This window comes from Pseudoalteromonas sp. PB2-1 (assembly GCF_045040605.1).
Lineage (GTDB): Bacteria > Pseudomonadota > Gammaproteobacteria > Enterobacterales > Alteromonadaceae > Pseudoalteromonas > Pseudoalteromonas arabiensis.
Map to the genome: position 1 here is coordinate 2,007,129 of NZ_CP090667.1, position 24,928 is coordinate 2,032,056.

The 24,928-nt window shown below is 40.6% G+C and carries 26 protein-coding genes; 6 read left to right on the forward strand and 20 right to left on the reverse strand.

What is annotated here, in order from left to right; translation table 11 throughout:
- Positions 1-15 precede the first annotated feature (15 nt).
- Both L0Z67_RS09285 and L0Z67_RS09290 read left to right on the forward strand, forming a co-directional pair.
- A complete protein-coding gene (locus L0Z67_RS09285) occupies positions 16-561 on the forward strand; it encodes a hypothetical protein (protein WP_062569225.1) in 546 nt (181 codons plus the stop codon).
- 64 nt (positions 562-625) lie between these two features.
- Positions 626-1,936, forward strand: a complete 1,311-nt coding sequence (locus L0Z67_RS09290; protein WP_193988898.1) for an O-antigen ligase — start codon at positions 626-628, stop codon at positions 1,934-1,936.
- Between the two features lie 62 nt (positions 1,937-1,998).
- Here L0Z67_RS09290 and L0Z67_RS09295 read toward each other — a convergent pair whose 3' ends face one another.
- The 14 genes from L0Z67_RS09295 to yceD form a co-directional block, all read right to left on the reverse strand.
- Positions 1,999-3,855, reverse strand: coding sequence for an alkaline phosphatase D family protein (locus tag L0Z67_RS09295; RefSeq protein ID WP_237115256.1), 1,857 nt, complete (start codon positions 3,853-3,855; stop codon positions 1,999-2,001).
- Positions 3,855-4,634 (reverse strand): TatD family hydrolase, encoded by a 780-nt coding sequence (locus L0Z67_RS09300; protein ID WP_405127890.1) that lies wholly within the window; start codon positions 4,632-4,634, stop codon positions 3,855-3,857. Before L0Z67_RS09300 ends, L0Z67_RS09295 begins: the two co-directional genes overlap by 1 nt.
- Before the next feature lie 13 nt (positions 4,635-4,647).
- A complete protein-coding gene (locus L0Z67_RS09305; RefSeq protein WP_062569227.1) occupies positions 4,648-4,974 on the reverse strand; it encodes a PilZ domain-containing protein in 327 nt (108 codons plus the stop codon).
- 8 nt (positions 4,975-4,982) lie between these two features.
- A complete protein-coding gene (locus tag L0Z67_RS09310) occupies positions 4,983-5,876 on the reverse strand; it encodes a DNA polymerase III subunit (protein WP_237127837.1) in 894 nt (297 codons plus the stop codon).
- Position 5,877: 1 nt separating this feature from the next.
- Entirely contained in the window at positions 5,878-6,504 is a 627-nt protein-coding gene (tmk, locus tag L0Z67_RS09315) for a dTMP kinase (RefSeq protein ID WP_405127891.1), read from the reverse strand.
- 15 nt (positions 6,505-6,519) lie between these two features.
- Positions 6,520-7,500, reverse strand: a complete 981-nt coding sequence (gene mltG, locus L0Z67_RS09320) for an endolytic transglycosylase MltG (protein ID WP_193988902.1) — start codon at positions 7,498-7,500, stop codon at positions 6,520-6,522.
- The gene (gene pabC, locus L0Z67_RS09325; protein ID WP_193988903.1) at positions 7,497-8,309 is read right to left on the reverse strand and encodes an aminodeoxychorismate lyase; all 813 of its coding nucleotides are present in this window, start codon (positions 8,307-8,309) and stop codon (positions 7,497-7,499) included. The genes mltG and pabC overlap by 4 nt, the downstream gene beginning before the upstream one ends.
- Before the next feature lie 57 nt (positions 8,310-8,366).
- On the reverse strand, positions 8,367-9,605 hold the full coding sequence (gene fabF, locus L0Z67_RS09330) for a beta-ketoacyl-ACP synthase II (protein ID WP_405127892.1): 1,239 nt from the start codon (positions 9,603-9,605) through the stop codon (positions 8,367-8,369).
- A 117-nt stretch (positions 9,606-9,722) separates the two neighbouring features.
- On the reverse strand, positions 9,723-9,959 hold the full coding sequence (gene acpP / locus L0Z67_RS09335) for an acyl carrier protein (protein ID WP_016707440.1): 237 nt from the start codon (positions 9,957-9,959) through the stop codon (positions 9,723-9,725).
- Positions 9,960-10,197: 238 nt separating this feature from the next.
- Positions 10,198-10,944, reverse strand: coding sequence for a 3-oxoacyl-ACP reductase FabG (gene fabG / locus L0Z67_RS09340; RefSeq protein ID WP_062569232.1), 747 nt, complete (start codon positions 10,942-10,944; stop codon positions 10,198-10,200).
- Positions 10,945-10,955: 11 nt separating this feature from the next.
- Positions 10,956-11,882 carry an ACP S-malonyltransferase gene (fabD, locus tag L0Z67_RS09345; RefSeq protein WP_405127893.1) on the reverse strand — a complete coding sequence of 309 codons (927 nt, stop codon included), beginning with the start codon at positions 11,880-11,882 and terminating at the stop codon, positions 10,956-10,958.
- Positions 11,883-11,952: 70 nt separating this feature from the next.
- On the reverse strand, positions 11,953-12,981 hold the full coding sequence (plsX, locus tag L0Z67_RS09350; RefSeq protein WP_062569234.1) for a phosphate acyltransferase PlsX: 1,029 nt from the start codon (positions 12,979-12,981) through the stop codon (positions 11,953-11,955).
- A gap of 11 nt (positions 12,982-12,992) precedes the next feature.
- Positions 12,993-13,163 (reverse strand): 50S ribosomal protein L32, encoded by a 171-nt coding sequence (gene rpmF, locus L0Z67_RS09355; RefSeq protein WP_062569235.1) that lies wholly within the window; start codon positions 13,161-13,163, stop codon positions 12,993-12,995.
- 10 nt (positions 13,164-13,173) lie between these two features.
- Entirely contained in the window at positions 13,174-13,698 is a 525-nt protein-coding gene (yceD, locus tag L0Z67_RS09360) for a 23S rRNA accumulation protein YceD (RefSeq protein ID WP_062569236.1), read from the reverse strand.
- A gap of 141 nt (positions 13,699-13,839) precedes the next feature.
- Here yceD and L0Z67_RS09365 point away from each other — a divergent pair, with 141 nt between their 5' ends.
- Complete coding sequence (locus tag L0Z67_RS09365) at positions 13,840-14,436, forward strand: Maf family protein (RefSeq protein WP_405127894.1); 597 nt, start codon at positions 13,840-13,842, stop codon at positions 14,434-14,436.
- Here the strand turns inward: L0Z67_RS09365 and L0Z67_RS09370 are convergent.
- Positions 14,384-15,076, reverse strand: a complete 693-nt coding sequence (locus tag L0Z67_RS09370; protein ID WP_405127895.1) for an HAD family hydrolase — start codon at positions 15,074-15,076, stop codon at positions 14,384-14,386. The two genes, L0Z67_RS09365 and L0Z67_RS09370, sit on opposite strands and share 53 nt — an antisense overlap.
- Positions 15,063-16,031, reverse strand: a complete 969-nt coding sequence (gene rluC / locus L0Z67_RS09375; protein ID WP_193988907.1) for a 23S rRNA pseudouridine(955/2504/2580) synthase RluC — start codon at positions 16,029-16,031, stop codon at positions 15,063-15,065. Before rluC ends, L0Z67_RS09370 begins: the two co-directional genes overlap by 14 nt.
- A 617-nt stretch (positions 16,032-16,648) precedes the next feature.
- On the opposite strand from rluC, the gene rne reads away from it, so the two are divergent.
- Positions 16,649-19,813: a ribonuclease E gene (gene rne / locus L0Z67_RS09380; RefSeq protein WP_405127896.1), complete on the forward strand. Its 3,165-nt coding sequence runs from the start codon at positions 16,649-16,651 to the stop codon at positions 19,811-19,813.
- Positions 19,814-19,922: 109 nt separating this feature from the next.
- On the opposite strand, the gene L0Z67_RS09385 is transcribed toward rne, so the two are convergent.
- The 4 genes from L0Z67_RS09385 to yejK all read right to left on the reverse strand — a co-directional run bounded on the left by L0Z67_RS09385 (position 19,923) and on the right by yejK (position 23,124).
- Positions 19,923-20,234, reverse strand: coding sequence for an EthD family reductase (locus L0Z67_RS09385; RefSeq protein ID WP_062569241.1), 312 nt, complete (start codon positions 20,232-20,234; stop codon positions 19,923-19,925).
- A gap of 224 nt (positions 20,235-20,458) precedes the next feature.
- Complete coding sequence (locus tag L0Z67_RS09390; RefSeq protein WP_405127897.1) at positions 20,459-21,328, reverse strand: PhzF family phenazine biosynthesis protein; 870 nt, start codon at positions 21,326-21,328, stop codon at positions 20,459-20,461.
- 211 nt (positions 21,329-21,539) lie between these two features.
- Positions 21,540-21,905 (reverse strand): cupin domain-containing protein, encoded by a 366-nt coding sequence (locus tag L0Z67_RS09395; RefSeq protein ID WP_062569243.1) that lies wholly within the window; start codon positions 21,903-21,905, stop codon positions 21,540-21,542.
- Between the two features lie 202 nt (positions 21,906-22,107).
- A complete protein-coding gene (yejK, locus tag L0Z67_RS09400) occupies positions 22,108-23,124 on the reverse strand; it encodes a nucleoid-associated protein YejK (RefSeq protein ID WP_193988910.1) in 1,017 nt (338 codons plus the stop codon).
- A gap of 63 nt (positions 23,125-23,187) precedes the next feature.
- Between yejK and L0Z67_RS09405 the strand changes: the two genes are divergently transcribed.
- Together L0Z67_RS09405 and L0Z67_RS09410 are read left to right on the forward strand one after the other, a co-directional pair.
- Entirely contained in the window at positions 23,188-23,400 is a 213-nt protein-coding gene (locus L0Z67_RS09405) for a DUF1414 domain-containing protein (RefSeq protein ID WP_054554702.1), read from the forward strand.
- Positions 23,401-23,405: 5 nt separating this feature from the next.
- On the forward strand, positions 23,406-24,899 hold the full coding sequence (locus tag L0Z67_RS09410; RefSeq protein ID WP_130150032.1) for a DUF3413 domain-containing protein: 1,494 nt from the start codon (positions 23,406-23,408) through the stop codon (positions 24,897-24,899).
- Positions 24,900-24,928 lie beyond the last annotated feature (29 nt).

The following is a 24,928-nucleotide window of genomic DNA, read 5'->3' on the forward strand; positions in this document are numbered from 1 at the left end:
ACCAAGGGACGAGAAATGAAAAAATTAATTCTAGCTGGCTTAGTCGCTAGCGCAACTGCTATTACAGCTCTTCCAACCTACGCACAAACGGACAATGATGCTGTAGTTCAAGAAGTGAGCGTAAATAACATTATTGACATTCTTAATAACGCAACAACAGATACGTCTGCAGAGCAATTACGTGAAGATTTAGTTGAAGCGGTTAGACAGATTTGTAAGAACAAAGAAGAAGTTAAATTAGACGAAGAGCTACTCAATGGTGCGTGTGGTTCTGCAGATATGGATGCAATGGTTGCGGCCGTTGTTGCAAACTTTGGTGCTGATAGCCCGTTGGTTCCTGACTTCTTAGCGGCACTTTCAGATGCAGGTTTTGATAGTGATGCAATCACACTCTCTGCAATCACAGCAGGTATTGATCCAACTGTCGCTTCAGAAGCAACAGCAGCAGGCCCTGGTGCTGGCACGACTGCTGCACCGGTAGTTAGCTTACCGACTCTGCCTACACCTCCTGGTGCAGGTGGTACAGGTGGGGACGCTGGTATTTCTGAAGTCGCTAATTAATCTGTACTATTAGTATATGCAAACGCAGCCAATCGGCTGCGTTTTTACTTTGTTCGAGTATATTTTGAATCGTTTTATTTTCTTCTTCATTTGTCTAATCCTATTTTTACTTCCTCTACCCTTAGGTAGTTACCGGCCATGGGCAGTTTTAGCTATTGGCATTTTAATCTGCTTTAATTTTGTTACACACCTTGCTAACAGTGCTTTAAATAGTGACCAAATGCTATTACCTCCCCGTTATGGTTGGCCTATACTTTTAAGCTTAAGTGTGGTCATTTTAGTATGCTTGCTTCAGCTGTTAAGTATTAGTATTGATCCATTTCAAACTAAACAAATGTTATTAAAAAGCACATTTTTGCTTATGTTAAGCTGGTTAATATTTATTTATTGCAATAGCGCAGAAAGGATTAAAAAGTTAATTTACATTGTCATTTTCGCAGGTGTTTTTCAGGCTTTATATGCTACCTACTTAAATTTATCACCAAACATAGCAAGCCCCTTCTTTGGTTATAAACACACAGATCGCGCCATCGGCACGTTTACTTATTCTAATTTTTTAGCTAATTATTTAGCTCTGTGTTTATGCCTAGGAATTGGTCTATTGATTAGTGAATTAAACCGTACAAAAAACAGCTATAAGCTCTCTTTTAAACAAAGATTACGTGCGCTGGCTGAAATACTACTAAGCTCTAAAATAATCTTGCGTATATCTTTAATTATCATTATTGTGGCGCTGATTTTGACTCGAAGCCGTATGGGTAATTCGGCATTTTTTATTGCGCTTATCATAGTTAGCTTATTAGCATTATTTACTTATAAGCAAAAGCCCAAAGCATTTAAGCCACTTATCATTAGTTTTTTTATAATTGATTTAATTGTAGTTGGGGCAATCTTTGATGTCGAAAAAGTCAAGCAACGCATAAGTGAAACCAGCTTACAATCTGAAACACGTGATGAAGTAGTTCGCGATTCAGTGCCACTTATTTTAGATAAACCATTGCTTGGCTCTGGTGGTGGTACATTCTATACGGCGTTCCCTGCATACCAATCTCAGCCTTACTCTGGATACTACGACAACGCCCATAACGATTACGTACAGTTTGCAGTTGAGCTAGGCATACCTACAACGTTATTGTTAGGAGGTCTTGTTTTGTATTGCTTGTGGTTATGCATCAATACAATGCGAACTCGCAAAACAGCATTGTATCAAGGTGTTGCTTTTGGCTGCGCTACAGCTATTGTCGCAATGATGCTACATTCATCAGTCGACTACTCACTGCAAGCTGGTGCAAACTCAATCATGTTTATAGTTATTTTATGTTTAGCTATATTAACTAATCAATTGCCTGCACCGAAGCGAGAAAGAAAAAAGTAGAAAGGTTATAATCGATATCAATTCGATAAATTTGCTGAGTCGATAGAACTCGCTCACTCAAATTACTGCTCTTCTAAATCAAACTCTGTGATGCGATTATCAGCATGAATGAGCTCGTAGCGTTTTAATAAACCACTGTCGAGCTCAATTAAGCTGATTGCCGCATCACTCACCAAGTACTTTTGACCTTCTCCTTTCGTTTTGTGTTTATCAACTTCCATTTGCCAACGTTTAGTAAAAAAGTTAAGTGGGCTTTTTGGCGCATAGAGAATTGAATCTAGTTTATCTAACACATTGATAAGCTTTCGAGGAAACTCATTTTTAATGCCACTTGCAGTGAGCTGCCAAATACGGTTTTTATGCTTACCAAAGCGTTTTTGCACAGAGAAACAAAAGGAGTAATGTACATCACCAGAAAGAATCAAGGTTTCTTTTGGCGTATCTTCACGACGGAATGTATCCAACAACTTTTTGGCCGAGCCCTCATGGGCCATCCAATTTTCTACATCGACAAGTAAAGGCTGACCACAAAAATTAAAAATCGCTTGAATTGCTTCAATTGATTTAACACCAAACACAGGGGCTGGGGAAACAATAATCACTTTATCATGAGATAATAAGCTTTCTTCTAATTCAGTAAGCCTCTCCCAATCAAGTAATCCTGAAGGTTCATTAAAGTTTTGCTCATTGCGCCAACGGTGAGTTCGGGTATCCAGTACCACCACTTTGGGTATGGTATTTAGTTCATAGTGCCAATGATTAAAATCTAAAATGTGCTTATCGAACCCCTTAAAATTCCATTGATTAGTTGAAAAGCTGCGCTTAAATGCAGATAAAAGATCAAATGTTTTGTCACCGGCATCATTACCAATCCCTTGCATTAACCAGTAACTAATTAAGCCATTATTTACAATACGCCTACTGGCTGGGTGCTGATAAATGGCTTGCTCCCACCCTGCTGTTAAGTTCCAATCATCCGTAACATCATGATCATCGAACATCATTAATGTAGACACATTAGCCAACAGCCTTTCCACTTGGCTAAGACCCTCTGCGAACCCAACAAGTGCTTGCTTCTCAAGTTTAAATAAATTAGCGCATTTAGGGGGCAATGCAGGACATTCGATTGATTCAAAGTTAATTAATTGCCAAGTAACCGCGCTGAAGTTCAGTAAATAAAGTGCTATAAATTCTTGAAAATGAATTAAGTGGTTTTCGGCTTTTAAACTTGAAAAATGTGGTTCATCCTTTTTAAGCCAATAACCAACACCAAATTTACTGCGTTTCTGCCAAGGCACTTTAGGCAAGTATAAATGACGTTTGTAAAGTTGCTGCTCAAAACCTTCAGGTAGCGCTAAATCAAGCTTTGGCTCTTCAAATACACCAAATAAGCTAATCACTTTCTCAATCGCGAGTAGCATGGGCCCTGCAACATCATCCGCGTATATTTGATCGCCAGATAAAAGTAATAGGTCAGCACCCGCATTAAGTGAATCACGCTGTTCACTTTGCCAATTATCTGCGGCAACGAGACTGTCTTTTGCGGGGTGATGAGGGTTACGGCACGAACCATGAAGAATTCTATCGAGCCTATTAGGGATCACAAATGCAGGAGATTCCGCACGTTCATAGCAATATGCTGACAAATCAAGGCTTTTTTCTTTATCATGTAACGAGTAATAAATCAGTGAGTCTACCGCAAATTCGCCACTGGCAGGCATTACATTGATGAAGTTTAAATAGATATTTTGCCCAAGTTGGATAGACTCAAAGTTAGAAAAAGTTTCAACAGCTGTAAACTCAATTCGGTATTGGCAAGGCGTGGTGGTAACAAACTGAAAGCACACTCGCCCTGCATCTGCTCGGCGTACCATTGGCCCCATTATTAACTGAGGTAAATTCGATACACCGCTCACTATCAAGCCCTCTTAGCTTGCTTAAACAACGAATAAAAGTTGTTGGTTGTTGCTTCGGCTAACTCGTTAAAACTAAGACCTTTCAGCTGTGCAATATAATAAGCAACATCTTCAACGTAAGCAGGTTGATTTGTTTTACCACGATATGGGACTGGCGCCAAATAAGGAGAATCTGTTTCTATTAATAAACGGTCAAGCGGAATTTGCTTAACAACGTCTTTTAACTCAACAGCATTTTTAAAGGTTACAATACCCGAAATTGAAATATAAAAGCCCATATCAATGGCTTTTTTGGCCATATCCCAATTTTCTGTAAAGCAGTGTAATACGCCACTACATTTTTCTGCGTTGTGTGCTCGCATTAGATTGATGGTGTCTTCTCGAGCATCTCGGGTATGAATAATAAGTGGTTTATTAAGCTCATTTGCAACCTCAATGTGGCCAACAAAACTTTCTTGTTGAACAAGATGAGTATCTTTTGAGTAATAATAATCAAGCCCTGTTTCCCCAATCGCAACAACTTTTTCATGACTGGCAAGATTGATCAGTTTTTGCTTATCAAGCGCATCTTTTTGATCAAGGGGATGAACACCACATGATGCAGAAACATCAGGATAGTTCTTAATTTTATCCAGCATACTTGGAAACTGGTCTAAAGTTACACTTACACATAAAAAGTGTTCAACTTTCTTAGCGCGAGCACTATCTAATACTTGCTCTAAGTTTAGGTCGAGTTTATCGAAATCAAGGCGGTCTAAATGACAATGTGAATCTACAATCATGGTACAACTTTTATTACATGGTATAGGTCGGATTGCCTGAGTTTAACATAGTCCCCAGTAGTTTTTCGATTTTAGCATTCAAATTGGTTTTATCATCAATGAAACTTACACCAATTCCGGGAGGATTAGAGCTCTGAGCCCCTTGAGGTGTAATCCATGTTACCTTACCTGTAATTACATCATCTTCAAGGGCATCAGGCAATGTGACTTTCAATGCTAACGAATGCCCCATTTCAAAACGCATATTCGTGCGAACAAATAAACCGCCGTTTTTTAAGTAAGGCATGTAACAGCGATATAGCTCGTCTAAGTCTTCAATATCTACTAGTAATTCTTGCACACTATGTCCTATTTTTGGCTCTCACGTAAAGTCAACGCTAATTGTGAAATGGCAAGTGACATATTTAAGCCAAGCACATGAGAACTATTATAAAGAAACTCAGAAAGTGCAGTTTGTGCTTTTTGATAGCTAAAAAAGTCCATACCTAATACTAATTGCGTTTTAAGGTGTTCAGTTAAAAACAGAGCAAATACATTAACAAGACTATGCTCTTTATTTAATATATCGACTAACGTGCTGAAATTATGGCTGTCTTTTATCTCAGTTGCAAATTTATAAAGTAAGTCAACAGACTCTAACTGATGCTCTTTATACCACTGTTCCACTAAAAGCGGTTGACTAGCAAATAATACTAACCAAGAGTAATTAGGAATACTCAAAGAGGCTAACCATTGTGTCGTAATTGAACTATCTACTTTGACTTCCTGCACTGCACAGCGACTTAGAATAGTCGCGGGCAATAAAGCTGTTTGCTCACAGGTTAAAAGTAAATAACGGTTCAAGCTTGGCTCTTCAAGTGTTTTTAATAAGGCATTTGCTGCCGCGGTGGTCATTTTATGACATTGTTCAAGAACAACTACTTTGTTGCCATTTTGTGCCGCGGAATGATTGATAAAATGAGTAATATCGCGAATTTCATCAACACCAATTGTTTGTCCATCAACTCTCACAATTCGCTTATCTGGATGCGTTCCTGCTTGATTAAGCTGACAACTTTTACAATGACCACACGCTCTTAATTGCACAGGTGAAGCACATAATAAACCATCAGCGAGTGAATCGACTAAATGGTGTTTGCCAACCCCTTTATCACCATTAAACAGCTGTGCATGATGAAAACGCTGCTGCGAAAAGCTTTGAGCTAATTGCTGGTACAGACCTTCAAGCCATGGCAAAGGCATATTAATTTAAACCTGCAAAAAAGTTGTCTAGCACCGTGATTATTGCCGCATGCACCTCGGGCATTGTTTGGTTGGCATCCACTGTTTTGATACTAGTGTCAGTTTTAGCAATTTCAAGGTAACGTTCACGAGTACGCTCAAAAAAGCCTAGCGCCTCTTGCTCGATACGATCAAGCTCACCACGGCCTTTGGCACGAGCAAGACCAATAGCAGGGTCAATATCTAAATAAAGGGTTAAATCTGGTTTTAACCCTTTTAATACCATATCAGCTAGAAATGATAACTTAGCCTGCTCAATGCCGCGACCACCACCTTGATAGGCTTGTGATGAAAGATCATGGCGATCGCCTAAAACCCAAATGCCTTTCTCAAGGGCTGGATTAATCACATTTGCAACTAACTGAGAACGTGCAGCGTACATAATCAATAACTCAGTTTCACCCGTTACTTGTTCTGTGTGGTCTTGCTTAACAATATTGCGAAGTTCTTCAGCCATTGGTGTGCCACCAGGCTCACGCACATTCATAAAATCGACTTGTTTGTTCTCTAAATAAGCTTGGCATACGGCTATTGCCGTTGATTTTCCAGCACCTTCTAGGCCTTCAATCACTATAAATTTCGCTGTCATATGACTCTATTCTGGTTATTTGTTCAACTGGTACTGCTGCACAGCACGGTTATGCTCTTGTAATGTCTTCGAAAATTGATGGCTACCATCCCCTTTCGATACAAAATATATATACTCAGACTCAGGCGGGTTAACCGCTGCAAGCAAAGCAGCTCGAGATGGCATTGCAATCGGAGTTGGCGGTAGTCCTTTAATTTTGTATGTATTATACGGCGTGTAAGTGGTTAAATCTTTACGCTTAATATCCCCGTCGAAATCAGCACCAATACCATAAATTACAGTTGGATCAGTTTGCAGTCGCATATTGCTTTTCAAGCGATTAGTAAACACCGCTGAAATCATGGGTCGCTCGCTTGCAAGGCCTGTTTCTTTTTCAATAATAGAAGCTAGGATCAACGCTTCATAGGGCGAATTTAATACTAAATCTTGCGCTCGATTTTGCCACGCAGCATCTAATTCTTGCTGCATTTTACTGTATGCACGTTTAAGAATACTGCTTGCGTTATCTTCACTATGATAGTGATAAGTATCTGGGAATAACCAGCCTTCTAAATTTTCTTGTGTGCTACTTATCTGCGTCGCTAAATTTTCTGTATCTAAATCTTGGGTTAAATACGCTTGCTTTTGAATATTGGCAACGACGTCACGAAGTGGCTGACCTTCAATAATTGTAAAAGAAAAGCTAACTTCTGCTCCCCGATTTATAAGGCGAATATTATCGACCACTGAGCGAGAGTTAAGCTCATAAAGACCCGCTTTTAAATCAGTAAGCGTAGGATCTAATTTAGCGAGTACCTGAAACTTAAAGCAGCTATCAACCCAGTGATTTGTTTGCCATGCTTGGCAAAGCTGATTAAAGCCAGTGCCACGCTCTACTTTGAATAAAGTATTGTTTTCAACTTTTAACGGCATTTTCAATGCTGATTGAAGTTGTTGATAACCAATACCACAACATAGCAATGCTAATAATAGCACGCTAACAATGACTTTAATCACTGACTCTCCTTGGCAAATTGCGCCTTTAATAATGCTTTACTGCGCGTAATATCAAATTGTGTATCAGCAATGTTTGCTACAGGAACCACGCCCATTAAACTGTTACACATAAACACTGCATCCATCGCTAAAAACTCATCAACTTGGATTGCTTTAAACTTAATGGCTAACTTATCACATAAAGCGCTTAGATAAACCCCTGTGATGCCACAGCAGTCTAACTTGGGGGAAACGATTTGACCGTCTTTAATCGCAAATAGATTTGCTGCAGAGCACTCAATCACATTGTCATCATAATCAAGCACTATAACGTCATCACACTCGATGGAGTGCATGTGATGTTTGATAAGCACCTGCTCTAAGCGATTCAAGGTTTTTAGTCCAGCAAGTAAAGGTTGATGTGAAAGCCTGACGTCACTAATTGCTAGGCTTACGCCCTGCTCTTGCCAATTTTTATAATGTGAAACCTGAGGTAATACGCTGATCAGCACTTGGATAGTTGGCTCGTCTGGTAAACCATAGCCACGACCACCTGCGCCACGGGTGATGACAACTTTTAATATCCCAGTTTGTGTATCGCAAATTGCTTTGTTAACTACTCGCTCTATTTCGTTTAAATCTAATTCAGGGAAAAATAATCGCTCAGCGCACTCAACTAAACGCGCTTTATGTAAGTCCCAATGCTCAATACAAGCATCAACAATAGAAGCTGTTGTAAAAAAGCCATCACCATAATTTAAGCCACGATCTTGGGTGCTTATTGTGGAGTCTGAATTGGTTATTTTTATTGTTTGTTTTAATTTGCTCATACAAAAAAGCCCAGTTAAACAACTGGGCTCTTCTTTTTAGTCCGTTGTTAAAAAGAATTATACCTTTTTAAACAGCAACGAGCCATTAGTACCGCCAAAACCAAATGAATTACATAGTGCGTAATCCAATTTAGCGTCACGTGCAGTGTGCGGTACATAATCTAAATCACAGCCTTCATCAGGGTTATCAAGGTTGATCGTAGGGCTTACTTTTTGATCAACCAGTGACAAGATAGTAATGATCGACTCTACCGAGCCTGCCGCACCTAACAAGTGACCCATCATTGATTTAGATGAACTTACCATCACATCTTTCGCCGCATCACCAAAGATAGTTTTAACTGCGGATGTTTCGGCTTTATCGCCTGCATTAGTCGATGTACCATGAGCATTAATGTAACCCACTTGGTCTGCACTAACTTGTGCATCATTTAGAGCATTTTCCATCGCAAGGGCTGCGCCTGCACCGTCTTCCGGTGGAGACGTCATGTGATAGGCATCACCACTCATACCAAAACCTACCAGTTCAGCGTAGATTTTCGCGCCACGTGCTTTTGCATGCTCATACTCTTCCAGTACGATTACACCTGCACCATCAGCAAGTACAAAACCGTCACGGTCTTTATCCCAAGGCCGTGATGCTGCTTGTGGATCGTCGTTACGAGTTGATAATGCACGTGCAGCATTAAAGCCACCCATACCAATTGGTGTAGACGCTTTTTCAGCACCACCGGCTACCATTGCATCTGCATCGCCGTATGCAATCATACGTGCAGCATGACCAATGTTATGTAGGCCTGTGGTACAGGCTGTAACGATTGAAATATTAGGACCACGTAAACCGTGCATAATCGATAAATGACCAGAGATCATATTGATAATGGTCGAAGGCACGTAAAACGGAGAAAGCTTACGCGGACCGCTGTTTAATAGTTTAATGTGGTTTTCTTCAATTAAAGTTAAACCACCGATGCCAGACCCCACTGCTACACCAACACGCGTGGCGTTTTCTTCAGTGATCTCTAGACCTGAATCTTGTAGTGCTTGTACACCCGCTGCAATGCCATATTGGATAAACAAATCCATTTTCTTTGCATCTTTCGGTGACATGTAAGCTGATGCATCAAAGTCATTCAGCAAACCTGCGAATTTGGTGCCGAAACTTGAGGTATCGAAATGCGTGATAGTTTGAATACCACTTTTACCGTTTAACAAACCTTGCCAAGTAGATTCAACATCATTACCTAGCGGTGTCAACATTCCTAAGCCAGTTACGACGACTCGACGTTTAGCCACGGGTTGCCTCCAATAAGGAAATTATTTTAGGTGGGGTGTATACCAAATTTATTAGTATCATTCTTCAGATAGACTAAGGGCAGCGTAATGCTGCCCTTAAAATCAAAATGCGTAAAATTACTCAGCGTGAGCTGTAACGTAATCGATTGCAGCTTGAACTGTAGTGATCTTTTCAGCTTCTTCGTCTGGGATCTCAGTGTCGAACTCTTCTTCAAGAGCCATTACTAGTTCTACAGTATCAAGTGAATCAGCACCTAAGTCATCTACGAAAGAAGCTTCATGTTTTACTTCTTCTTCTTTAACACCTAGTTGCTCAATGATAATTTTCTTTACGCGTTCTTGGATGTCGCTCATTCTTCTTTCCTTTATTAAAAACGCCAATGCGTTATTTTCAGATTGCGGCGTAGTTTACGCCGCATAATTCTGTGATTCAAGGATTTGCTGATAATAACTTATCTGGTCAAACCTCTTGATTGGTATTTGTTCATTTATCGCTTATTTTCACAGCGAATTCAAGTATGTTTAAAGCAAGATCACAAAAAATTCAATATTTTTCGATAAACTTTCGTTAGCTTTTTCAAGCTAACATTCATTAAACCATATACATCGCACCATTTACATGCAATGTTTCACCTGATACATATGCCGCTGCATCGGATGCTAAATAACACACAGCTGCTGCGATTTCGTCAGGTTGACCAAGGCGACCTGCAGGTACATTTGCAAGCGTAGCTGCTTTTTGCTCTTCAGTCAGCTCGTCGGTCATATCGGTTTGAATAAAACCCGGTGCAACAACGTTTACTGTAATGCCACGTGATGCCACTTCTCGCGCTAATGACTTAGTAAAACCAATTACGCCAGCTTTCGCTGCAGCATAGTTAGCTTGACCCGCATTACCCATCGTGCCCACAACAGAACCGATATTAATGATACGGCCATTTTTCTTTTTCATCATAGGGCGTAAAACAGCCTTAGATAAACGGAAAATTGAGCTTAGATTAGTATCGATGATGTCATCCCACTCACCGTCTTTCATACGCATTAATAAGTTATCACGAGTGATACCGGCATTGTTAACTAATACATCGATATCACCTAAATCAGCCTTTATAGCAGCAAGTGTTGCCTCAATTGACTCAGGATCTGTTACGTTAAGTGCATAACCTTTACCATTGTCGCCTAGGTATTCGCTGATTTTAGCAGCACCTGATTCGCTTGTTGCAGTACCCGCTACTTTTGCACCTTGTGCAACTAACGTCTCTGCAATCGCTTTACCAATACCACGGCTTGCACCAGTGATTAGGACAACTTTGCCCTCAAGAGAAAATAAATTTGTCATTCTATTCCTACTTATTTCGCTTCATCAATCGTAGCCTGCGTATTAACCGCAGCGCATACCATTGCTTTATCAATTCGTTTCGCAAGGCCCGTTAATACTTTACCTGGGCCAAACTCATAACTTTGTGTAATACCTTGTGCAACCAATGCTTGTACTGTCTCAGTCCAGCGTACTGGGCTGTAAAGTTGACGTACTAATGCATCTTTAATTGCTTCACTTGACTGCTCTGCTTTCACATCAACGTTGTTGATTACATCACACTTAGGTGTATTAAATGTTAAAGCAGCTAAATCAGCAGCTAATTTTTCAGCGGCTGGTTTCATTAGTTCACAGTGAGAAGGCACGCTTACTGCCAGTGGTAAAGCGCGTTTAGCACCTGCTTCTTTACATGCTTCTGATGCACGTTCAACCGCGGCTTTATGACCTGCAATAACAACCTGACCGGGTGAGTTGTAGTTGACTGGTGAAACAACTTCACCATTGGCTGATGCTTCACACGCTGCTTTAATTTCATCATCACCTAAACCGATGATTGCAGCCATAGAACCAACACCCGTAGGTACTGCTTCTTGCATGTATAAACCACGATTTTCAACGAGTTTAACGGCTTCGCTTAAGCTTACGACGCCAGCACACACTAGCGCTGAATACTCGCCTAAGCTGTGACCAGCCATAACAACCTCAGCATCAGGGTTTGCATCTAACCATTGACGGTAAATAGCAACACTGGCAGTTAAAAGTGCCGGTTGTGTACGATGGGTTTGATTTAATTCTTCTTCTGGACCATTTAGTACAAGCGCAGCGAGATCATAGCCAAGAGCCTCAGATGCTTCAGCAAATGTTGCTTTAGCAATTTGTGAATCAGCTAATAGTTCAGATAACATACCCACAGTTTGTGAGCCTTGACCTGGGAATACGAGTGCAATTTTATGTGCCATACTTAGCTCTTATAATTAAACAAAAAAATATTCTCTAGCAGGCAGCATAACAAGTTTTAACTATGCTGCACTACTTTGTTGTTGGATGTGTTTGCTCAAAAATCGCAGCGATTTTTTCAGGGAGTTGGCGTTCGACTTCCCGCGCGGCTTCATCAATAGCAGCATGAAACGCCTTCGCAGAGGCATTACCATGGCTTTTAACAACAATACCGCGCAATCCTACCAGACTTGCGCCGTTATACTGGTCGGGGTTCACCCGTTTGTAGAGCTTTTTTATTACTGGACGCAGTAAAAAAGCCAAACTTTTGTATAAGAAATGCTTGTGTAAGGCTTTGGTGAGTTTATGCATAATAAGCTTGGCAATACCTTCACAGGTTTTAAGTGCCACATTACCTACAAATCCTTCGCACACAATTACATCGGCTTTGCCACTGAAAATATCACTACCTTCACTATACCCTGTATAGTTGAGATATTTACACTGCTGCATTAACTGTGCAGCTTGTTTTATTCCTTCATGCCCTTTGATGTCTTCAGAGCCAATATTCAATAAACTGACTCTTGGGTTTTCGCAACCAAGAGCTTGCCCTGCTACCACAGAACCCATAATGCCAAATTGATAAAGCGTTTGCGCATCGCAATGCACATTCGCCCCTAAATCAAGTAAGTAAACAGGTGTTTTCCGTTCAGTTGGAACAGCAGAAATAAGGGCAGGACGCTTTACGCCTGGTAGCATTTTCAATACATAATGCGCCATAAAAAACAACGCGCCCGTATTACCGGAGCTTACACAGGCCTGCGCTTCACCCGATTTAACTAAATCGAGGGCAACTCGCATTGATGAATCTTTTTTAGAACGAACCGCTGAAGCAGGCTCACACGCATTTGTGACAACTTCGCTACAATGGCGAATAATTAAACGAGGATGAGATAACGAATCGAGTGCTTCGAGTTCTTTTAGAATAACTTGCTGATTACCACATAAGATGAGTCTTAAGTTGGTATTAGCATTTACCGCGTTGACGGCAGCGGGGATAGATGAACGGGGGCCATAATCGCCCCCCATCATATCTAACGCTATGGTTAGATTGGTCAGCATATAGCAATCTCTTAGTTAGAAATTACTTTAACGCCTTTGTAGTAACCGTCAGCAGTTACATGGTGACGACGATGAGTCTCACCAGAAACTTGATCTACAGTTAAAGTTGGACCATTGATCGCATCGTGTGAACGGCGCATGCCGCGTCTTGCACGAGACTTTTTGCTTTTTTGTACAGCCATTAGTCTTCTCCTAAGAATCTTTCTTAAGTTGTTTCAAAATATCAAATGGATTTGGTTTGTCATCTTCTGCTGCTAATTTACCAAAGCTTGAAGGCTCTGATGAATAGCTGCACGAGGCTTCGTTGTGTGTAGGCACTATTGGAATAGCTAAAATCAATTCGTCTTCGATTAACTCAAACACGTTGATTTCACCGTTTTCGTCCAGTTCTACTTCATCGTAACCTGCAGGAAGATGATCTGACTCTGCATCCAAACCGACTGGCGAATACACAAAGTCTTGATCCAAATCCAACCCTAAATCACCATTGCATCGTTGACAAGTTACGGTTACGTGTACTGATAAATTACCACTTATCACTACTAAACCTTGATCATCAATTTTGCAATGAATCTTTACCGCTATTTCACCTGCTTCTTCCTGCACAACTTGCTCTAAACGAGAAAGTTTTTCAAGCGGAACAATACCGTCATAAGATAAACGATGTTGTGCTGCTTTGCTGGGATGAAGAGTGATGGGAATTTTCACCTTTTGCATAGGGGCTGCATCATATAGATAGTTAGTAAGTTAGTCAAAGTAAAAAACCATTTTTAGTCGGTTTTTAACGATCTTCCGCTTTGTTTTCGGGTTCATTGTGACTTATCCTTGGCAAAATACAATTTTCATCCAGAATTTTTTATGAAACCAACACTTATATTAGCGTCAAGCTCACCATTTAGACAGCAATTATTAACTAAGTTCAACTTACCTTTTCAAAGTTTCTCTCCAGAAATTGATGAATCCCCTATCGCGGGTGAAACACCTGAGCAACTGGTAAAGCGTTTAAGCGAACAAAAAGCCCGTGTAGCAACACAGCATTTTGATGAAGGTTTAGTAATAGGCTCTGATCAGGTTGCAGTATTTGACAATGCGATTTTAGGAAAGCCCCACACTAAAGACAATGCAGTTGCACAGTTATCCTCATTCAGTGGTCATACGGTGACATTCTTAACAGGTTTGAGTGTTTTTGATATCAAAAGTAATAAAGCGATTACCACTGTGGTGCCTTTTAAGGTGACATTCAAAACACTGACACTTGCGCAAATAAATGCTTATTGCGATGCTGAGCAGCCTTATAACTGCGCAGGCAGCTTTAAAAGCGAAGGGTTAGGTATTTGCTTATTTGAAAAGCTCAGTGGCGATGACCCAAATACACTGATAGGTCTGCCACTGATCTCTCTAACTAAACTACTGGCTGAATTTGATGTTGATGTGCTGATGCTTCAAGAGGCGTAGTTAAAACGTGTAGCAATTGTTGGTATGAATCAACAACACATAACGGCGTATGTTGCTCTAACTGCGCCTTACTATGTGCACCGAAACTGACACCAATACAGGCAATACCCGCAGCATTAGCCATTGCCATATCCAATTGACTGTCACCAATCATCACAGCGTCGTGCTTAGCTATGTCTTGCTCGCGTAAAATTTGCTCAAGCATATCTGGTGATGGCTTCGACTTAGCATCATCAGAGCACTTTACATTAACAAAGTACTTACCAAGGCCTGATTCTTTAAGTAACCTATCGATACCTTCACGCCCTTTACCGGTAGCCACTGCCAATTGCATACCTGCGTCGCTTAGCTGATTTAATACCGTTTCTACATCAGCGAATAACGGTGTAGGTGTGACATCTAGCTCACGGTACTGCGCTTTATAGCCTGCGACTAGTTCATCATTTAAGTGTAAATGGGCAGGGAAAAGTGCTTCAGTCGCTTTGACTAGCGATAAGCCAATCACATCTTTTGCTTGCTGCTCTGTTGGTATATCGATACCCAACTGTTTGGCAGTATTTTGCAAACACGTAACAATTTTCGGCACAGAGTCCATTACTGTGCCATCCCAATCAAAAATAACCAGCTTAAATTTGTTCATTATCAGCACGTAGTTTTTTAATACAGTTACTTAACGCTTTGTCTAATGGCGCTTCAACATGCATGGTTGTTTCGTTTTTAGGATGCATAAAGCGTAAATCATGGGCATGTAAAAACAAACGATTTAAACCAGTCAGCTTATTCACGTATTGATCAAACTCTGCGACACCGTATTTATCATCACAGGCAATAGGATGCCCCTTACATTGTGTATGCACACGAATTTGGTGAGTACGACCCGTAACTGGAGACGCTTGCACTAATGAACACTCTGCGTAACGCTCAAGCACACGAAAACGAGTATGCGATGGTTTACCTTCCGTGTTATCAACACGCACAACGCGCTCACCAGACTTCAACGTGTTTTTACGAAGACCCTCGGTGACATTTTTGGTTTTTGCATCCCACTGACCATCCACTAATGCCCAATAGTTCTTTTCCATGGTTTTTTCACGTAGCTGCCTGTGTAAATCAGTCAACACTGAACGCCTTTTAGAAATCAACAAACAGCCTGAAGTGTCACGGTCCAAGCGATGAACAAGTTCTAAGCTACGCTCTTCAGGGCGAAGTACACGCAGTGCCTCAATTAAGCCATAACTTAGGCCACTACCGCCATGCACGGCCATACCTGAAGGCTTATTAATCACCATCAAATACTTATCTTCAAATAAAATAGCGTCTTCAAGCTGTTTAACTTTGTCGAGCTTTTTAGGTACAAATTCTTCTTTTTCAGCCACTTTAATTGGCGGGATTCTGACAACATCATTAAGTTGTAACTTATAAACTGGTTTTATACGTTTTTTATTTACTCGCACTTCGCCTTTACGAAGAATTTTATACACTGCACTTTTAGGCACACCTTTTAGGTGAGTTATAAGAAAGTTATCAATGCGTTGACCAAAATGGTCTTCACTGATGGTAACGAATGATACTTGTAAGCCGGTTTTTTCTGACATTGCCTAATCACTGATTTAAGTAAATAATTTAGTTGCTAACGCGGTTGTAATAGTGGGATAATCACTAACGCAACGTAAGTTTGCAATTAACAACGGTGCTTTTTATCACATTAATACATTCGTGATGCATATTCTGGGTTGCCGATCATACAGATCCGCGCTAAGTTTTCCAAAGCTTTTATAACCACCCAGCCAACACGAGCGTTCAATTATCGGCGATGCGCGTAATATATTGCCTGCATAATTTGAGCACGAATGTTGATTAATGATTAAAAAAGCAATTGAACAGATAAATTGTCTGATAGTGACGACGTAAAAACGTCGTTCAGAATTTACAGTTGTAGCAAGACATTGAATTACAATTTGAACATGGTCGACTTCTGGACAGAACTCGTAATAAAGAGCCGTAGATAAGAACGGCAGTTTTGGCACCGAAAAGAATTTAATAACGTGACAGCATGTTATTGTCAGCCACACCATAGACACGCTCAATGTATGCATACAATAAAGGTTTTTGACCTTAACCAGTCGTGAGATTGCACAAAAATAACCGTCAAAAGCTACTGAACAGACGAGATAAATCGTCATGTCAGCGACAGAATTAGTAGAGTAACAATATGAAACGTATGCTAATCAATGCGACGCAGCAAGAAGAAATGCGTGTTGCACTGGTTGATGGCCAGCGCCTATATGATTTAGATATCGAAAGCCCAGGTCACGAACAAAAAAAAGCCAACATTTACAAGGGTAAAATCACCCGTATCGAACCATCTCTTGAAGCAGCCTTCGTTGATTATGGCGCTGAAAGACATGGTTTTCTACCATTAAAAGAGATCGCACGTACTTACTTCCCGCAAGGTTATACTTTCCAAGGTCGTCCGAATATTCGTGACGTAATTAAAGAAGGTCAGGAAGTTATCGTCCAAGTTGATAAAGAAGAACGTGGCCAAAAAGGTGCTGCGTTAACAACTTTTATCAGCGTTGCTGGTAGCTACTTGGTACTGATGCCAAACAACCCGCGTGCTGGTGGTATTTCACGCCGTATCGAGGGTGATGAGCGTACTGAATTAAAAGAAGCACTAAGCCGTTTAGAATTACCGAAAGGCATGGGCTTAATTGTTCGTACAGCCGGTGTTGGTAAATCATTTGAAGAACTTGAGTACGATTTAAAAGCACTGTTAGTTCATTGGGAAGCAATTCAGCAAGCTGCCGATAGCGGCCCTGCTCCATTTTTAATCCACCAAGAAAGCAACGTTATTTTCCGCGCTATTCGTGACTATCTACGTCGTGATATTGGTGAGATTTTAATTGATAAAGCACGCGTATTTGAAGAAGCAAAAGCGCACATTGAACGCTTCCGCCCTGACTTCATGAGCCGTGTGAAACTGTATCAAGGTGATGTGCCTTTATTCACGCATTACCAAATCGAAAGCCAAATTGAATCAGCCTTCCAACGCGAAGTTCGCTTACCGTCAGGTGGCTCAATTGTTATTGACCCAACAGAAGCATTAACATCTATCGATATTAACTCATCAAAAGCCACAAAAGGCGGCGATATCGAAGAAACTGCGCTTAATACAAACTTAGAAGCGGCTGACGAGATTGCCCGTCAATTACGTTTACGTGATTTAGGTGGTCTTATTGTTATTGATTTCATCGATATGACTCCACCTCGTCACCAACGTGAAGTTGAAAACCGTTTAAAAGATGCGGCGCGTCCAGACCGTGCTCGCGTACAAATTGGTAAGATCTCTCGCTTTGGTCTACTTGAAATGTCACGTCAACGCTTACGTCCATCATTAGGTGAAGCAAGCCAAGGTCCTTGTCCTCGTTGTAGCGGCCAAGGTACTATTCGCTCAAATGAGTCTATTGCCCTTTCAATTCTTCGTTTACTTGAAGAAGAAGCGATTAAAGACAACACATCGCAAGTGAATGCGCAAGTACCTGTTGCTGTTGCCGCTTATTTGTTAAATGAAAAGCGCCGTAGCGTTCACCGTATTGAAAAGCGCCATAATGTTGATGTCGTAATTATTCCAAATCAGCATTTAGAAACACCTCATTATGAAGTGGTTCGCTTACGTAAAGATGAAACGATTGAAACCGTAAGCTACGAACAAGTCGTTGCGCCTGAACCAGAATCATTCGAGATGGCTAAGTCACCTTCTGCACCTGTTCGTGAAGAGCCTGTGTTGAAAGGTGTGGTTATGCCTACAACACCAGCTCCTCAAGCGGCACCAAAAGCTGAGCAACCGGCTCCTGTAGTTAAGAAACCTGAAGGTGGTTTATTTGCTGCGATTGGTAAGTTCTTCAAGTCGTTATTCAACAATGCCGAAGATGAAGCAGAAAAAGAGCAAGAAGAGAAAAAAGCAGCGCAAAGACGTAGCAATAATCGTCGCAACAACGACAACCGTCGTCGTAGTAACAATCAACGTCGTCGCAATTCTCGTAATAAACGTCCTGATGATGCGCAAGCTAAAGAAGAAAGCACAAACACTTCGAATAAGCCTGAGCAAAAAGAAGGAAACGAGAATCGCAACAAGCGTCGTCGTAATTCTAACAACAGAAAACGTAATGAAAAACGTAATGACGATGTAGAACAAACGACAAAAGACACTGCCCAAGAAAAGCCATCTGAGCAACCAAAAGAGACAAAGCCTAAGGTTCGTCGTCAACGTCGTAACTTACGCAAAAAAGTTCGCGTAACAGACGAAAGCGCAGATGAAGCAAATACAGTACACACTACGACTGAAACAGTTGAGCAAGCAGCTAAAGCTGAGAAACCAGCTAAGCCTGTAAAAGAAGCTGTAGCTGTTGAGACTGAACAGGCAGAACAACCTGTTGCTGAAAAGCAAGCACCTACAGAACCTGTAAAAGCTGACACTGAGCCTAAACAAGCTGAGCAAGCTGAATCAGTGGTTGAAACATCAACTGAAGAAGAGCAAGCCCAACCACGTACTCGCTCTCGTCGTTCGCCGCGTCACCTTCGTGCCGCTGGTCAACGTCGTCGTCGCCCAGAGCACGATGAAAAATCGAGTGATGAGAAAACTGATGCACCAGCATTCATCCCAGTTGCAGATCAAGCTGCTGCTGAATACGAAGCTGAACTAAAGGCAAAGCAAGCTCAAACTGAAGAACCAGTAAAAGCTGAAGAGCCAGTGAAAGCTGAAGAGCCAGTGAAAGCTGAAGAGTCAGTGAAAGCTGAAAAGCCAGTGAAAACTGAAGAACCAGTTAAAACTGAAGAACCAGTGAATGCTGAAGAGCCAGTAAAAGCTGAAGAACCAGTGAAAACTGAAGAACCAGTAAAAGCTGAAGAGCCAGTACAAGCTGAAGAGCCAGTGAAAACTGAAGAACCAGTAAAAGCTGAAGAGCCAGTACAAGCTGAAGAGCCAGTACAAGCTGAAGAGCCAGTACAAGCTGAAGAACCAGTACAAGCTGAAGAGCCAGTACAAGCTGAAGAACCAGTACAAGCTGAAGAACCAGTACAAGCTGAAGAGCCAGTACAAGCTGAAGAACCAGTGAAAGCTGAAGAACCAGTAAAAACGGAAGAGTCAGCACAAGCTGAACAGCCTGCTAAAAATGAGAAAACAATTTTAGTGAAAGGTTCAGCAAGCGCTGTAATGGCTAAACCTGCACCAGTTGCAGATAGTGAGCCAGAGCCTACTCCAGCGGCAATGGCACATGATAAACGTGTTACTATTCCAGACAGCGGCCTGCGTGCTGGTTCAATCAAGCCTGCAGGAAAAGCGAGTGCTGAAATGGCGAAAACAATGCTAGTAGACTAATTAAGCTCAGCAAACAAATGAAGCCGCGTTATCAACATAACGCGGCTTTTTTATTTTTACTGAGTTACATAAATATCAACGCACTTAATAAGCGTAGTAACGGTCTAACTTAAATTTCAACCTTATTGATCTGAACTTGTGGTTGTACGTTTGTAAAATTCGGTAAATCTGCAAGGATCTCCTCTGCATGAGGGCTAAACGAATCCTCAAATGCTTTTAAAGAATCAAACATCAAATGTCCAATCGCGATAAAGGCAGGTTTTTCATTAATAGTCCCGCCCGATAAACCAGAATCAACACTGACTCCAATCAGCGCATCCCCCAATAATCCTGAGACGAGTGGAAAATGAGTATTTACATAATAATTTATGTCAAAGAATGCCTTGTCACTATTAGGATACATAACACTTACTTTTATCATTGTTTTCACCTTTAGTTGTAAAGTTAACCCTAGAGTCGAACACACACAAAACCTAAATAAGGTACATAAACCTACTGTATGTTAGGAAAAGTTACAATGGTCTTTTAAGATGGGATTTAAAAACTAAGTTAGTTGATAACGCTGACCACAGAGCAATAGTAAATTAACGAAGAAACATAAAGGCAATACAAATACTGTGTTAAATTGAAGGCCTTGTGAAAGAATTAGCTCACAGATATACGCCTTGTGCCTATTTCATTAGCTGTACCACCAACAATAACCTTCTTAATTTGCCTATTATTAGATTCAACTGACGCAGTAATTAATGAAGAACAGCCCATTGCTCGCCCTTGCTCAAATATAAAGTGATTATTCGAATTTCTAAAAACATGCTTTGTTAAATAACAGGCAAGCGCCCCACTCGCACTACCTGTTGCAGATTCCTCCGAAATACCAAATAAAGGCGCAAAATTGCGGCAACTTGCGGTTATAGTGCTTTGCGTGTTTTCAAGCTCAAAGGCGTGAATGCCTACCACATTATGTATTTTACTAAAATCAGCAATTAAAGAATCATCGCAACTTATCTTATCGAGTGTTCCATAAGGTACAGGCACAATTATATCTGCCAGGCCTGTTGATATAACCTCAATAGGCATCTTGGTTGATGATAATACACTAACATCAAGCCCGATTAGTTTTGCTATTTCATCGTATCTGAACGTGCCTAAAAACTGCGGTAAGGCTTGCTCCATGGTAACTAGGCCACTTTCATCAATGCTAACGCCAAGTAAACCTGCTTTGGTTCTCTGTGTATAGCTTCCTGCTTTAACAAGGCCATGTCGAAACATAGTTGAAAACACAGCGAGTGTTGCATGACCACAAAAATCGACTTCAGTAGTGGTGGTAAAAAATGATACCGCAAAATCAGCTTCAGGATCGCGTGAAACAAACGCCGTTTCTGAAAAGCCGATTTCCTGAGCTATTGCTAATTTCTTATTATCAGAAAGCGCATCGGCATTTAGAACAACACCAGCAGGATTCCCACCGCTCTCCTGTGCAGTAAACGAGTTAACTAAAAATGCAGTTACTACCATTAGCTGGTTCTCTTAATAAAATGAGTTAGTATCGCCACGGTACTTACTTCATGCTAACGTAATGTGATGTTAGCTCCTTGTAGTTTAGTATCCATAGTGACTGTTTTTGATAAAGTATGTAAATAAAAAATGTCTAATAATCAAATACAATACTACCTATCGGGAGGTCCAATTATTGCTCATTTGAATCTGACATCAACAAGTTTGTTAACTACACCCAAATATCATTAACAGCCGTTAGTTCACCACCTGTATCACCGGTATTTACAACGCCTTTCGGCTCAACAAGCATTATTTTGCATTCCGTTATAGCTCTAGGTTTATGCTCAACACCCTTTGGAATGACAAACAGTTCTCCCGATGTTAGGCTTACCGAACCATCTCTGAACTCAATGTCTAACTCACCTTCAATGACAATAAATACTTCGTCAGTATCAGGGTGATCATGCCAAACAAACTCTCCTTCAACTTTAGCGAGTTTAAACTGATAGTCGTTCATTTCAGCTATGACACGTGGCGACCAATGATCACTAAATTTAGAAAATTTATCTTTAAAATTTATTGCCTTATAAGTCATAGTATCCCTTTAATAATTATTCAAACGGTTCGTTGGCATGGTAGTAAATTCGTCCACGCCAACCATAAGCTCACACCACTGAATTGCTGTGCTAGTGCATTAAATAAAGCTTGTAGTTTCAGCTTCTTAAATGTGCAAGATCGATAAAGCACTCAAACCCGCCATTCTTAGCTCGCTTTTAAGCTAATAACTTAAAGCTCGCTCATCCCTTTTCTTGCTCCATAAAGCGCTGCAATTGGTCTTTCAGATTAGGCGGAATGCCTTTTATCACTAGCGTATCAGTTGCTTCATTGTACGTTACACGTTCACCTAAATGTTTACGCTCAAAGCTAACACTGACGCCACCACCCATACCTGAAAATTTCACCATGCTGGTGACGGTCTTTTTATCTACAGGGAACGACTCTTCTAAGTCGTAGCTCTGCTCTTGGCAAAAGCTCTCAAATGGACTATCGTCACTTTTTGATAATGTAGCCGACAGCTCTTTAACATTGGCATCTTCCCCTGTCGTTACGCAGTCATTACAGTAATCAAAAACTTGTTTGCGTAGCTCGTCTTTTTCTGACTTGTCGTATTGCTGTTCTGATAAATAATCTTCTACGGCATTTAGCATCACTTGACTTTGTTGCTTAGGATCAATTCCCTCTTCGCAGCCTAAAAAGTCTAAAAAGAAATCTGCGACTTTGCGACCCGCACGACCTTTAATGAAAGAAATATAACGATTATCCTCTGGTTGCGTATCCCATGCGGTTAAGTCAACCCGTGCAGCCAATTGCATACGAGAAATATCTAAGTGACGCGACGATGCTAAATCAAGCTCAGACGTAATTGAGTAATGCTCTTTGATGTTGATCATAGCAATCAACAGAAAGTCACTTGCCACATACTGATAATGACAAAAAACTAAATAACCTGTTTCATTAAAGGCATACTTATTGAGCTCTTCTTTTAATACGTTAGTTGCTTGCTCGGTCATATGCCAAAAGCCGAGCTCATCATTGCGGTAGCTTTGCATCGCTGATGCAACCACACTGTTTTTATCGCCGCTAAACGCGCAATAACCTTTACCCGGTTTTCCATTGTATGCATGGTGTAACTGTTCAATAAATACAGCAACTTTGTCGTTAACAACCATCTCATCATTGCGTAAATGAATTTCTGTATCGTCGTCCTTTTTGTCTACATAATGAACGACTAATTTTTTAACATCTATTGTCATCTTTGTTTTTCACGCCTCTGGTGTTAAAATACGGGAATATAACTCTTTTTATCGAACCAACTGATGCCTATCATATCAAAATATTCCAATGACCAAGTAGAACAAATCGTAGATCAGCTGATTGATGTACTGACAGAGCATAAAGCGCCTGTTGATTTAAGTCTTATGTGTTTAGGAAATTCTATCACGCATATTTTAAAAGAGCATGTCCCGTCAGAGAAAAGACAAGCTGTTGCCGACAACTTTGCAAAAGCATTAGCACAGTCGGTTAAATAATATTTATGAATTTATCGCAACAAAGTCAATTCTCATCAAAAGTAAGTCAGCTTTTAAGCTGGGGGCACTGGTTTACCTTCGCAAATATCGGCTTAGTGTTATTTATTAGTCTGAGTTATTTATTTGCAGACAGTGCACCGACCACCTTTATGGGGGTTGTGTATATGTTGGTAACCTGGTTAAGTCATACAAGCTTTATTACTTTTATTGCCTTTGTTTTAACGATATTTCCATTAAGTTTAGTCTTTCCATACCCGCGACACATACGCGGTATGGCCGCTCTAATAGCCACCGTTGGGGCATCACTTTTAACGCTTGATGCCTATGTCTATTTTAATTTAGGGTATCACTTAAACTCGTCTGCATTACCTGAAATTGTCTCATTGTTATGGCATCGTTTAACCAGCTCTCCTGCACTTACAACCTTACTTGCAGGCGGTATTGTGCTGCTTATTCTCGCGTTTCAGTTACTTGTGAGTAATTATACTTGGCATCACCTTGCCCGTTTAAAGCAATACAAATTCGCACGTTATGCAACTAGCACTATTTTAGTGTGTTTTGCACTCAGCCATAGTATTCATATCTGGGCTGATGCTAACTTAAAGTTTGATATTACCAAACAAGATAATGTACTCCCGCTGTCATACCCAACAACAGCCAAAAGCTTATTAGCTAAAAACGACTTACTCGATATAGAAAGCTATAAAGAAGCGCACGATGTAAGGCTCGACCCTCATAACGTCGGCTATTTACCACCTTCGCCTATTGAACAATGTAGTGTAGAGACTGCCGCTAAAGTAGATATTTTAGTCTTTTCAGATAATCAAGCATTAGAGCAGTTTGTAGCCGGTGAGCCGACTTTACGCAAAACGGACTTATTTCTTCAACCTATTGAAACAGAAGACACACTATTTAGTTTGTTATACGGCTTACCTGCTTTTTATAAAGCCCCTATTATTACTAATCAGCAATTGCCGCTATGGGTTAATGAAAAACGTTCATTGCATGTAGAAGGCTTTAATCAATTCGATTATGTGAATATTACTCAGTCAGATGCCGCCGTTAGACTTATTAATGCGTCGAACACAACCAACGTTCGTGAAGATGCAACCACCATTTTTGCATTTAGCCTAGCACAGCAAAACAACGGTATAGTAACAACCTCAAGACTTTATAGCTCAGATAAAAAAGTTGTCCAAACTGACGGACTTATTCAGCCAAGTGATATTATCGCAACAAGCATTGGGCAATATCTTGGCTGCCAAAGCTTAGCTAAACAAACAATGCTGGGTAGTAATTTGTATAAACGCCATGACGACACAGGTGTAAACTATTCTCAAAATGTCTTTATTGCATTTAAAAAGGATCGGATCACACTAATAGATTCAGATGGCAACTTTAAAAATATATCGGCCGCACAGGGTTTTGCTATTGAGCAAGGACTCGACATTCCATTTTTAGTACAGAGCATAAAAAAACTAAAACGCTTTACCCCTTAATATGCTAAAAATGACGGCTTAATTATAGT

Coding starts and splice junctions, on each gene's coding strand:
- L0Z67_RS09285 (WP_062569225.1), top strand. CDS start 16: ATGAAAAAATTAATTCTAGCTGGCTTAGTCGCTAGCGCAACTGCTATT.
- L0Z67_RS09300 (WP_405127890.1), bottom strand. CDS start 4,634: ATGATTGTAGATTCACATTGTCATTTAGACCGCCTTGATTTCGATAAA.
- L0Z67_RS09310 (WP_237127837.1), bottom strand. CDS start 5,876: ATGCCTTTGCCATGGCTTGAAGGTCTGTACCAGCAATTAGCTCAAAGC.
- tmk (WP_405127891.1), bottom strand. CDS start 6,504: ATGACAGCGAAATTTATAGTGATTGAAGGCCTAGAAGGTGCTGGAAAA.
- pabC (WP_193988903.1), bottom strand. CDS start 8,309: ATGAGCAAATTAAAACAAACAATAAAAATAACCAATTCAGACTCCACA.
- acpP (WP_016707440.1), bottom strand. CDS start 9,959: ATGAGCGACATCCAAGAACGCGTAAAGAAAATTATCATTGAGCAACTA.
- fabG (WP_062569232.1), bottom strand. CDS start 10,944: ATGACAAATTTATTTTCTCTTGAGGGCAAAGTTGTCCTAATCACTGGT.
- fabD (WP_405127893.1), bottom strand. CDS start 11,882: ATGGCACATAAAATTGCACTCGTATTCCCAGGTCAAGGCTCACAAACT.
- plsX (WP_062569234.1), bottom strand. CDS start 12,981: ATGCTGACCAATCTAACCATAGCGTTAGATATGATGGGGGGCGATTAT.
- rpmF (WP_062569235.1), bottom strand. CDS start 13,163: ATGGCTGTACAAAAAAGCAAAAAGTCTCGTGCAAGACGCGGCATGCGC.
- yceD (WP_062569236.1), bottom strand. CDS start 13,698: ATGCAAAAGGTGAAAATTCCCATCACTCTTCATCCCAGCAAAGCAGCA.
- L0Z67_RS09365 (WP_405127894.1), top strand. CDS start 13,840: ATGAAACCAACACTTATATTAGCGTCAAGCTCACCATTTAGACAGCAA.
- L0Z67_RS09370 (WP_405127895.1), bottom strand. CDS start 15,076: ATGAACAAATTTAAGCTGGTTATTTTTGATTGGGATGGCACAGTAATG.
- rluC (WP_193988907.1), bottom strand. CDS start 16,031: ATGTCAGAAAAAACCGGCTTACAAGTATCATTCGTTACCATCAGTGAA.
- rne (WP_405127896.1), top strand. CDS start 16,649: ATGAAACGTATGCTAATCAATGCGACGCAGCAAGAAGAAATGCGTGTT.
- L0Z67_RS09385 (WP_062569241.1), bottom strand. CDS start 20,234: ATGATAAAAGTAAGTGTTATGTATCCTAATAGTGACAAGGCATTCTTT.
- L0Z67_RS09390 (WP_405127897.1), bottom strand. CDS start 21,328: ATGGTAGTAACTGCATTTTTAGTTAACTCGTTTACTGCACAGGAGAGC.
- L0Z67_RS09395 (WP_062569243.1), bottom strand. CDS start 21,905: ATGACTTATAAGGCAATAAATTTTAAAGATAAATTTTCTAAATTTAGT.
- yejK (WP_193988910.1), bottom strand. CDS start 23,124: ATGACAATAGATGTTAAAAAATTAGTCGTTCATTATGTAGACAAAAAG.
- L0Z67_RS09405 (WP_054554702.1), top strand. CDS start 23,188: ATGCCTATCATATCAAAATATTCCAATGACCAAGTAGAACAAATCGTA.
- L0Z67_RS09410 (WP_130150032.1), top strand. CDS start 23,406: ATGAATTTATCGCAACAAAGTCAATTCTCATCAAAAGTAAGTCAGCTT.